We start from the raw sequence: 10,685 nt of genomic DNA on the forward strand, positions 1-10,685 counted from the left end.
CCTATCTATTATCTTTGCGTTGTGTCGGGTACTCCCCGGTGCCCGCTACCCATTCTGCTATGGTCTTATCCGCTGATTACCCACGCTTCACCCTCGGTAGTGCCCTCACGGCCGAGCAACGAGCGTTTTTTGCTAAATACGGTTTTCTTCACTTTCGGCCCTTCGCCTCGCCCGAGCTCGTTGGCCAGATTTTGCAGGCCACGCAGGAAGTGCAGGCGCATTGGCTGGCCGAGGGCGTGGAAAAAGTAAACGGCGTGCCCATCAAGTACGGCCACGATGTGGACGGCTCGCGCATTGTGCAGCGCTTCGCCTTTGCTTCGCAGCACCATCCCGTGTTGCACGAGCTGTTGCAGGATGAGCGTTTTAAAGCCTTATTCCCGTTGCTCGAAGCCGAAGGCGGCCGGGTGGGCGAGAACGAGAAAGACGGCCTCGTGGTGAACCACTACGTGAACGTGACCGGCTCCGAATTCAGTCAGATGGGCTGGCACACCGACTCGCTGCGCGATGTGTTCTACGGCAAGCGCATCGGCCCAATGCTGAACGTGGGCCTGCACCTCGACGGTACCAAGGCCACCAACGGCGGCCTGCGCGTGATACCCGGCACCCACCGCCAGGGCCTGCACAAGATGCTGTTTCGCAAGAAGTACTACAAGGATGTGTACTACGACCCCAACGAAATGGCCATCGAAACCGAACCCGGCGACCTCACCGTGCACGACGGCCGCATGTGGCACCGCGTGGCCCAGTCGCCGCTCATCGGCGAGGCCAGCCGCCGCCGCGTGATGTACGTGCCCATCCTCTCGGGCAAGTACCAGCCCAAGAGCCAGGATAGCCCCACGCCGTTCTACCTGCGCTTTTTGCACCTGGTGAAGTAATTCAGTGAACAGTTAACAGTGAGCAGTGAACAGTAGTGTTTGTGCGGTCTTCTGATAACTGTTCATTGCTCACTGTTAACTGTTCACTGAAAATGTACGCACTCGTTACCGGCGCTTCGCGCGGCATTGGCCGGGCCATTGCCATTCAACTGGCTCAGCGCGGCTACGACCTGCTGCTCGTGGCGAGGTCCGAGGACCAGCTCACGGCCCTGGCCCAGGAAATCGGAACCAAATATCAGCATCAGGCTAAAGTGCTGGCCCTCGACCTGGCTGCACCCAATGCCGCCGCTGCCGTGGCCGCCTGGGCTACTGCCCAGACCAATCAGCTGGCCGTGCTCGTAAACAATGCCGGCTATGGTCTCTGGGGCCGCTTTGAGCAGCTCAGCCTGCCCGAGCAGCAAAACATGCTGCAGCTAAATATGCACCTGCCCGTGGCCCTCACGCACGCGCTGCTGCCCGCGCTGCACCAGGTGCCCAAAGCCTACGTGCTGAACGTGGCCAGCACCGCTGCCTACCAGGCCGTGCCGTCGCTCACGCTCTACGCCGCCAGCAAGGCTTTTCTGCTGAGCTTCAGCCGCGGCCTGCGCTACGAGCTGAAAGGGGCCGGCGTTTCGGTGAGCTGCCTGAGTCCCGGGGCTACCACCACCAGCTTTGCCGACCGCGCCGGCATGGGAGCCGAGCTGCAGGCCACCGCCAATAAGGTGTCGATGACGGCCGAGGCCGTGGCCGCTGCTGCCGTGGCCGGCCTGCTGGCTGGCGAGGCCGAAATCATTCCCGGGGTGCTCAATAAGGTGTCGGCGGGCCTTACCAGCGTGGTGCCAAAGGGCATTGTGGAGAAAATCGCGGCCGGGATTTACGAGAAGTATTTGTAGCCTGCGCGGCACCGCCAGCCGCACGCCAAACTTTACCGCTGAGGGCTGTTCCACTGGAGCAGCCCTTTTTGTATGCCGGGCAGGCAGCCCCGGCGGCAACGGCAGGAACCGGTGCATGCAGCCAGGTATGTAAGGAAACGCTAGTAATAAAACCGCCCTGACTGGGCGATAAATCAAGAAAATAATTATTTAATGCAAAATATCAATTTTGCCTAAATCCAGTCCTATTGCGCGCAACGTAGTGTTTTAACCCGCAAGGAGTTCTATGTAATCATTACCCATTTTTTATCGGCCCTCCTGGCAGCATTTAGCGGTTTGGTTGGGCCAATTGCGCTGCTGCCGTTGGGGTAGCAGCGTCTTCCCCCTAGCATTTCGGTGCCGGGGCGCTATGCCGCTCGCGCGGCGCGTTATTTTTTATTGCTAGCCAGTATCGCTCGCCAATATGTCTGAATACCACTTGCTGGGTTCTGGTGTATTGGCTAATTATTTTTAAATCAATCAGTTAAATTTTTTAATCGTTTTCGCTTGGTTCTTTTTTTTTACTCTTTTTCGTTTGCTAAAACTTATGAAAATCCTTCTAAGTAAGCCTTTGCATTGGATGCTGGGCGTTGGTGCCGTTTCGGCGCTTTCGGTCTGGAGCACCGCGCGCCACACGCCTCTGGAGGCGAGTAGCCACCGCGAAGCTCCGATGATTGCCGACGACCCCATGGCCGACAACACGGACGTGTACGCCTTCGTGTCGCCGAACGACCCGAACAAAGTCGTCCTCATCGCCGACTACATCCCGTTTCAGCTGCCCCAGGGCGGCCCGAACTACTACACCTTCGGCGAGAACATTCGCTACGAGGTGCACGTGAAAAACAACTCGGCCACTCCCGGCGACGACATCACGTACCGCTTCACGTTCACGCGCGTGAACGAGGACCCCAGCACGTTTTTTGCCGTGCGCCTGGCCAAGCAAAACCTAAAAACCACCTACACCTGCGAGAAAAGCACCGACGGCGGAGCCACCTTCACTGCCATCGTAACCAACGGCGTGGTGCCGGTATACAACATCGGGCCGCGCTCCATCAACGGCGGCGCGGGCCTGAATCAGCCTCTGCCCTACGCCACCCTGCGCCAGAACGCGGTGACGACGGCTACCGGCGGTGGCGGCGAGCAAGTGTTCTGCGGCCCCTCGGACGACCCGTTTTTCGTCGACCTCGGTGCCACGTTCGACCTGGCCGGCTTCCGCATCAACAACGGAGCCCGCGATGGCCTGAGCAAGTACAACGTGCACAGCATCGCGCTGAGCATCCCGATTGCCACGCTGCAGAAAAACGGCCAGCCGGTATCGGCCGCCACCACCATCCTCGACCCGAACTACGTGATTGGCGTGTGGGCTTCGGCCAGCCGGCCCACCATGCGCACGCTGAGTGCCACGGGCGGGGCCACCGGCGTGAACACCAGCTACGTGCAGGTATCGCGCCTGGGCATGCCGCTCACCAACGAGGTAATTAACCCCGTTGGCAGCAAAGACGCCTGGAACCGCACCACACCGTATGCCGAGGCCGCCATTACCGACGACTACCTCTCGAACCCCGAGCTGGGCCTGTACATGGCCGATGATAACCCCGTGCCGCCGGCCGCACCCAAAACGGTGACGGCGACTTACTACGGGGAGGCCGTGCCGGCGCTGAACGCACTGCGCATTCAAACCAAGTCGCTGGCCGGGCAGCCGGGGCTGCCCGCGTCGGGTTTCGACTTCCGCAACAAGGCGGCGGGCCTGTTTCCGCTGAAGGGCAGCCCGGCCGTGGCCGGCACCGCCCTCGACGATGCCGCATTCGGCAACTACCTGTTGGTGGCGGGCAAGCCCCGCTCGGTGGATATCAAGCCCATTTTCCATACCGGCGTGCCCAACCTGCGGCCCTACCAGCTGGCCACCGGCAAAGCCGGCAACCCGCTGGCCGCCGGCAAGCCCTTCGTAAATAACTTCCTGCCTTTGAGCGGCACCAACCCCGGCGGCGACATGCTACGCCTGAACATGGCCGTGCCTGCCACGCCGCGCACTTCGAAAGATTTCAGCAACCAGGGCCTGCTGGCCGCAGCCGTGCTCGGCCTCACCGACTCGCGCTATAATGGCAGCACCGCCATCCAGAACATTCCAAACATGGACGGCTTCCCCAACGGCCGCCGCTTGGAAGACGACGTGGTGAAAATTGAGTTACAGGCCGTGAGCGGTGCCGCCCTGGCAGCCATCGGCCTGTGGTACGACGACTACACGCCCACCAGCACTTCGCCGGTGACGCCGCGCCTGAAGGGGGTGCTCAATTTCGCCACCGGCGTAGAGCACAACGACTTGCCCTTCAGCACTACGTTCCCCTACGTGGCCGCTCCCTGGGAAGGCTACGCCGTGAAGCGCTAACTCATTTTCTCATCTAGAATCGTCCGAAGATAATGGCTCTTAACTCTATACGTAAGTTCGTGATGCTGCCCGCGGTGGCCGCCACGGCGGCCGTCGGCCTCGCCCTGTGGGGCCAGGTGCGGCACACTCCCCTGGAGGCGTCCTCGCACCGCGAGGCCCCACTGATTTCCGAAGACCCCCTGGCCGACAACACCGATGTGTACGCCTTCGTGTCGCCGAACGACGCCAGCCGGGTAACCCTCATTGCCAACTACATTCCCTTCGAGCTGCCGCAGGGCGGGCCGAACTACTCGACGTTTGGCGAGGGTGTGCGCTACGAGGTGCACGTGAAAAACGACGGCACCACGCCCGGCGACGACATCACGTACCGCTTCACCTTCACGCGCACCAACGGGGACCCCAGCACGTTTTTCAACATCCGGCTGGGGGCTCAGAACCTGAAAACCACCTACGTGTGCGAGAAAAGCACCGACGGCGGGGCCACGTTCACGACCATCGTGGCCAATGGCACGGTGCCGCCTAACAATATCGGCCCGCGCTCCATTGAGGGTGGTGCCGGCCTGGCAGCCCCCAACTACGAGTCGCTGCGCACGGCGGCCATTGCCAACGCCACGGGTGCGGGCGGCGAGCAGATATACTGCGGCCCGGCTGATGACCCTTTCTTTGCCGACCTGGGTGCCATCTTCGACCTGGCGGGCCTGCGGCCGGGCAGTGCCACCGACGGCCTCTCGCGCAAAAACTGCCACAGCATCGCGCTGAGCATTCCGATTGCCACGCTGCAGAAAAACGGCCAGCCGGTGACGGCCGCCGCCACCATCCTCGACCCGAACTACGTGATTGGCGTGTGGGCCTCGGCCAGCCGCCGGCAGGTGCGCACGTTCGACGCGGCCACCGGCGAAGGTGCCAGCGGCAACTACGTGCAGGTATCGCGCCTGGGCATGCCGCTCACCAACGAGGTAATTAATCCCGTCGGGGGCAAGGACGCCTGGAACGCGGCCACCCCTTACACGGAAGATGCCACCACCGACGACTACCTCTCGAACCCGGAAGTGGACCTGTACATGGCCGACAACGCGCCCGTAGCCCCGGCCGCGCCTAAAACCGTACCGGCTACTTACTATGGGGAGGCCGTGCCGGCCCTGACCGCGCTGCGCATCCAGACCAAGTCGCTGGCCGGCCAGCCGGCATTGGGGGGAGCCAGCTTTCCGGGCTTCGACTTCCGCAACCAGGCGGCCGGCCTCTCGGGCCTGGCCGGTAACCCGGCCCTCGACGGCACGGCACTGGCATCGAGCGCCAAGGGCGGCTTTGGCGAGTACCTGCTGGTAGCGGGCAAGCCCCGCTCGGTAGACATCAAGCCGATTTTCCATACCGGCGTGCCCAACCTGATTCCGTATCAGCTGGCCACCGGCAAGGCGGGGGGCAACCCCCTGGCCGCTGGTAAGCCATTCATCAACAACTTTCTGCCCCTCACGGCTTCGGGCCGCACCAACCCCGGTGGCGACATGCTGCGCCTGAACATGGCCGTGCCTGCTACCCCGCGCACCTCGGCCGATTTCAGCAACCAAGGCCTGCTGGCCGCCGCCAAGCTGGGCCTGCTCGACCCGCGCTACAATGCCTCGGCGGCCCTGCAGAACATTCCGAACATGGATGGCTTCCCCAACGGCCGTCGCTTGGAAGACGCCGTGGACCAGATTGAGCTGAAAGCCGCCGGTGGCCTCGTCCTGGCCGCCATTGGCCTGTGGTTCGATGACTACACCCCTACGACTGCCTCGCCGGCTACGCCCGCACTGCTGGCCGAAGTGGGCTTCACCACGGGCGTGGAAGTGAATGACACCACCTTCCGCACGGCCTTCCCCTACGTGCAGACGCCTTGGCGCGGTACGGGCTCGGCCAGCGGCCCGACCAATACGATTGTGATTCCGGACCTGACGGTGAGTACCGCCATGCCAGTTGATGCCGGCACTTACAATAACGTGACCATCACGGGCACGGGCATTGCCTCGTTCAACGGCCCCATCCAGGTGAACGGCACTCTGACCGTGCAGAGCGGCGGCGTGCTCGACACCCGTGGCGTGCTGGCTACCAACTGCATTCCCGTAACCGGCCCCGGCAGCTTTGTGCTGGCGGCGGGCGGCACCCTGCGCGTGTGCGACCCCGATGGTATTGCGGCCAGCGGAGCCACGGGCAGCATTCAGGTAGCCGGCTCGCGCAGCTTTGCCAGCGATGCCAACTACGTGTACGACGGTGGCGAAGCCCAGACCAGCGGCGCGGGCCTGCCCAGCCAGGTGCGCAGCCTGGCCGTGGACAACAGCGCCGGCCTCACCCTGAACAACGGCGGCGTGCGCGTGGTACAGACCCTGACCCTGACCAACGGCAACCTGACCACCAGCAACGCGCAGCTGCTGACGCTGCTCTCGACGCCCACCGCCGGCACCGCGCTGGTGGTGAACACCAACGGCTCGGTAACGGGCCCGGCCACCATGCAGCGGGCCATCGACCCGGCCTTCAACGCTGGCCCGGGCTACCGCCACTACAGCTCGCCGGTGAGCAACACCACGCTCAGTGATATTGCCACGGGCACGCCGGGCTTCACCCCGATTTACAATACGACCTACAACACGGCCGCTATTCCGAATAGCGTGACGCCCTTCCCGAATGTGTTTGGCTACGACCAGAGCCGCGTGACGATGGCCGCCAACTCCGTGGCCGCGTTCGACCAGGGATTCTTCGTGCCCCTGGCCTCTGACCCCATGACCGTGCTCGGCGGCTACACGGTGAATATCGATGCCAGCAACGTGGTGGACCTCAGCGGCACGCTCAACAACGGCCCGCTGAGCCGTAGCAACCTCACCCGCGGTGCCCTGGCGCAGAGCGGCTGGCAGCTGCTCGGCAACCCGTACCCGTCGCCGATTGACTTTAGCCAGACGGCCGGCGTGACGCGCACCAATGTGGACGACGCCATTTACGTGTACCAGAGCACCAGCCAGTACGTGGGCATGTACCGCAGCTACATCAACGGCTTCGGTACGCCGCAGCTCGCCGCCATGCAGGGCTTCTTCACCCGCGTGACGACGCCCGGCACACCCGGCAGCTTCGGCCTGAACAATGCCGTGCGCGTGACCAGCTTCAATGCTCAGCCGAGCTTCAACAAAGGCACCGCCGACACCCGGCCGCAGGTGAAGCTGCGCCTGCAAAGCAGCAGCCCGCTCCTCGACGAAACTACCGTGTACTTCGAACAGGGGGCCTCGCCCGCCTTCGACACGCATTTCGATGCCTACAAGCTGCCCAACTCCACGGGCCTGAACGTGAGCAGCATCATTGCCGGCGACGAGCTGTCGATTAACGGCCTGGCCCCGCTGGGTACTGCCACCGTAACCGTACCCCTGAACGTGGGCGTGCCCGCCGTGGGTAGCTACACCCTGAACGCGGTGGACCTGCTGAACTTCGGTACGAACACGCAGGTGTTCCTGCTCGATACCCAGACCGGAGCGCGCATTAACCTAGCCTCGCAGCCGCTGTACACCTTCACCACGCAGCAGACCTCGATGCCCGGCCGTTTCGTGCTGTCCTTCGGGCCGGCGGTGGTTACCGCTACCACGCCCGCGGCCCTGGCCAACCTGGTGCAGCTCTATCCCAACCCGGCCCACGCCAGCTTCACGCTGCTGCTGCCCGCCGAGTTGAGCCGTGCCGCCGTTACGGCCACGCTCTACAACCAGTTGGGCCAGCAGGTTGCCAAGCGCACCCTGGCCATCACGGCCGCCGGTGCCTCGGCGCAGTTCGACGTGGCGGGGCTGGCCCCTGGCATCTACTCGCTACGCCTCACCGGCAGCTTCGCCCAGGTGGTGAAGCGCGTAGTAGTGGAATAGCCACGGCCGGCACCATGTCCCAGGTCGGCGCGGCTGGCCTGGGACATTGCCGGAAGGTCTTTGTCATTGATTATCCTCAAACCGCCTGTCTGATGAAAAAAACATTTTTAATACGCTCCCTCTTCGCCACGGTGGCCGCGGTGCTGTTTACGGCCGCTGCCGCCTTGGCCCAGGGCCCCGGCTCCGGCGGCCCCACGCCCACCGGCGCACCCACTCAAATTCCCATCGATGGCGGGGCCTCCCTGCTGCTGGCTGCTGGCGGTGCCTACGGCCTCAAGCGCCTGCGGGCCTACCGGGCCGCTAAAAAGCAGTCCTGAGTCGGTAGCTTCAACCATCTAAAAGCTAGCGTTTATCAAGAGCCCCGCCCCACCCGGCGGGGCTCTTTTGCTGGTTATTTCCCTGCGGCCGTATTGGGCGGGCATATCTGCCCGGCCAGCCAGTAAGCGGCCCAGGCGAAAAAAGGCGCGGCCAGCACGTCGTAGGAGTAGTGCACGCGTTGCATCAGTACCAGCAGGCCCACCGCTACGGTAGCCAGGCCCAAGGCCCCGCGCCAGCCGCGGCCCCGGCCCACGAGGGTCAGCAGCATCATGGTGGCGGTGTGGCCCGAAAAGAACAGGTCGCGCACGATGGGCTGGGTGGTTACTTCGAAGATGCGGTCCATCACCGGGTCGTGCAGCATCACCAGCGCGGCGGGCGGCTCCAGCGGCAGCAGCCACAGCGTGGCCATGCGCATCAACTGAAGTAAATAATAGGCCCATAGTGCCTGCAACAGCCGCTGCGGGCGGGGCAGCAGGTATACCAGTGTGGCCGCGATGGCCCCGTAAATGAGCGTGAAGATGAGCGTGGAGTGGTCCTGCACCGGCAGCAGCGCCAGCAGCGGGTCGGCTAGCGGCTGGCCCGGCCGCGCCTGCACAAAACGGTAGAAGCCCGGCACCACCGGCAGCAGCCCCAGCAATAAAACCACCACCAGCCCCAGCCGCAGCCGGAAGCCGCGTTGGGCCCAGGCCGCCGGCCAGGTGCGTGGGCGGGGGGCTAGGGCGGGGGACTGAGCGGAGGCAGGAGCTGCGGGCGGAATTAAGACAGAAGCCACAATAAATTGGGAAATCGAATACTATGCCGATAACAAAATAGCCCGCAAAAATACGCCATTGCCTGAACAGTAGCGCGCTGACGGGCAATGCTGACGTAACATTGCCCAGCGGCCCGAAAGCGCCGTCTTTATCCTCCAATATTCTCCATTTGCCCCATGCGCTTTTTACTTCGCGTTTTGCCGGCCGGCTTCGGGCTGGCCCTGGCCGTTGCTCCCGCCGCCCACGCCCAGAATGCCGCTCTCGATGCCCGCATTGCCCAATTGGCCGCGCAGGAAGAAACCAAAGTCATTGCCTGGCGGCGCGACATTCATGAGCATCCCGAGCTGAGCAACCAGGAAACCCGCACCGCCGGCATCATCGCCGCGCATCTAAAAAAATTGGGCATCGAAGTGCAGACCGGCGTGGCCCGCACCGGCGTAGTGGGCATTTTGCGCGGCGGCAAGCCCGGGCCCGTGGTGGCCCTGCGCGCCGATATGGACGGCCTGCCCCTTACCGAAAGCAACGACCTGCCCTTCGCCTCCAAAGTAAAAACCACTTACCTGGGCCAGTCCGTGGGTGTGATGCACGCCTGCGGCCACGATACCCACGTGGCCATGCTGATGGGTACGGCCGAGGTACTGAGCCAGGTAAAAGCCGACCTGCCGGGCACCGTCAAGTTCATCTTTCAACCCGCCGAGGAAGGCTCGCTGCCGGGCACCGAGGGCGGGGCCAAGCTTATGGTGAAGGAAGGGGTGCTCACCAACCCCAAAGTCGATGCCGTGTTCGGCATCCACATTCAGGCCCAGACCGAGGTGGGCAACCTCTCGTACCGTTCGGGCGGCGAAATGGCCAGCTCCGACCGCTTCGCCATTACGGTGCACGGCAAGGGCTCGCACGGCGCTTACCCCTGGAACAGCGTGGACCCGGTGGTGACCTCCGCCCAAATTATTATGGGCCTGCAAACCATCGTGAGCCGCGAAATGAAGCTGACTGATGACGCGGCCGTGGTCACGGTGGGCACCATTCACGGGGGCGTGCGCTACAACGTCATCCCGCCCGACGTGGAGCTGACGGGCACCATTCGGGCCCTCAATCCCGAAACCCAGCAGCATATCTGGGCTTCCATTCGCCGCATTGCCACCAACATTGCCGAGAGCGCCGGGGCTACCGCCGACGTGACCATCGAGCCCTACGTACCCGTCACAACCAACGACCCGGCCCTCACGGCACGCATGCTGCCCACGCTGCGCACCGTGGCCGGGGCCGAGCACGTGCGCGAAATCAAGGCCGTGACCGGGGCCGAGGACTTTTCTTTTTACCAGGAAAAGGTGCCGGGCGTGTTTTTATTTGTGGGCGGCATGCGCAAGGGCCAGGACCCCGCCACCGCCGCCGACCACCACACCGCCGGTTTTCGCATCGATGAAAGCGGGCTGACCTTGGGCGTGAAGACACTGGCCACGCTGGCCGCCGACTATCTCACCGCGCCCGCTCGCTAGTACTGGGGCCGTTGTTGGACCGGAATCATTCTGTACTAACAGCCTGTGAGGAAGCAAACGATGCAAAACATTGATTTGCAAAGCGTTTTCATGAAATACGTT

At 63.3% G+C, this 10,685-nt stretch carries 7 protein-coding genes; 6 read left to right on the forward strand and 1 reads right to left on the reverse strand.

Annotated elements, in window-relative coordinates; translation table 11 throughout:
• Positions 1–59: 59 nt before the first annotated feature.
• The 5 genes from ABIB44_RS12090 (at position 60) to ABIB44_RS12110 (ending at position 8,334) form a co-directional block, all read left to right on the forward strand.
• Entirely contained in the window at positions 60–875 is an 816-nt protein-coding gene (locus ABIB44_RS12090; protein WP_354584926.1) for a phytanoyl-CoA dioxygenase family protein, read from the forward strand.
• A gap of 92 nt (positions 876–967) precedes the next feature.
• Positions 968–1,747: an SDR family NAD(P)-dependent oxidoreductase gene (locus tag ABIB44_RS12095; RefSeq protein WP_354584927.1), complete on the forward strand. Its 780-nt coding sequence runs from the start codon at positions 968–970 to the stop codon at positions 1,745–1,747.
• A 565-nt stretch (positions 1,748–2,312) separates the two neighbouring features.
• Positions 2,313–4,151 carry a DUF4331 domain-containing protein gene (locus ABIB44_RS12100; RefSeq protein WP_354584928.1) on the forward strand — a complete coding sequence of 613 codons (1,839 nt, stop codon included), beginning with the start codon at positions 2,313–2,315 and terminating at the stop codon, positions 4,149–4,151.
• 62 nt (positions 4,152–4,213) lie between these two features.
• Complete coding sequence (locus tag ABIB44_RS12105; protein ID WP_354585094.1) at positions 4,214–8,017, forward strand: DUF4331 family protein; 3,804 nt, start codon at positions 4,214–4,216, stop codon at positions 8,015–8,017.
• Positions 8,018–8,109: 92 nt separating this feature from the next.
• Complete coding sequence (locus tag ABIB44_RS12110) at positions 8,110–8,334, forward strand: PID-CTERM protein-sorting domain-containing protein (protein WP_354584929.1); 225 nt, start codon at positions 8,110–8,112, stop codon at positions 8,332–8,334.
• Between the two features lie 74 nt (positions 8,335–8,408).
• Here ABIB44_RS12110 and ABIB44_RS12115 read toward each other — a convergent pair whose 3' ends face one another.
• Positions 8,409–9,107: a hypothetical protein gene (locus ABIB44_RS12115; RefSeq protein WP_354584930.1), complete on the reverse strand. Its 699-nt coding sequence runs from the start codon at positions 9,105–9,107 to the stop codon at positions 8,409–8,411.
• A gap of 156 nt (positions 9,108–9,263) precedes the next feature.
• Between ABIB44_RS12115 and ABIB44_RS12120 the strand changes: the two genes are divergently transcribed.
• Positions 9,264–10,583, forward strand: coding sequence for an amidohydrolase (locus ABIB44_RS12120; protein ID WP_354584931.1), 1,320 nt, complete (start codon positions 9,264–9,266; stop codon positions 10,581–10,583).
• Positions 10,584–10,685: the final 102 nt, after the last annotated feature.

Origin of the sequence: Hymenobacter sp. UYCo722, from assembly GCF_040547115.1 — a bacterium.
Taxonomy (GTDB): domain Bacteria; phylum Bacteroidota; class Bacteroidia; order Cytophagales; family Hymenobacteraceae; genus Hymenobacter.

What these genes read in the sequence shown, in the direction of transcription:
- ABIB44_RS12090 (WP_354584926.1), top strand. Translation starts at nt 60, where the DNA reads ATGGTCTTATCCGCTGATTACCCACGCTTCACCCTCGGTAGTGCCCTC.
- ABIB44_RS12095 (WP_354584927.1), top strand. Translation starts at nt 968, where the DNA reads ATGTACGCACTCGTTACCGGCGCTTCGCGCGGCATTGGCCGGGCCATT.
- ABIB44_RS12100 (WP_354584928.1), top strand. Translation starts at nt 2,313, where the DNA reads ATGAAAATCCTTCTAAGTAAGCCTTTGCATTGGATGCTGGGCGTTGGT.
- ABIB44_RS12105 (WP_354585094.1), top strand. Translation starts at nt 4,214, where the DNA reads ATGCTGCCCGCGGTGGCCGCCACGGCGGCCGTCGGCCTCGCCCTGTGG.
- ABIB44_RS12110 (WP_354584929.1), top strand. Translation starts at nt 8,110, where the DNA reads ATGAAAAAAACATTTTTAATACGCTCCCTCTTCGCCACGGTGGCCGCG.
- ABIB44_RS12120 (WP_354584931.1), top strand. Translation starts at nt 9,264, where the DNA reads ATGCGCTTTTTACTTCGCGTTTTGCCGGCCGGCTTCGGGCTGGCCCTG.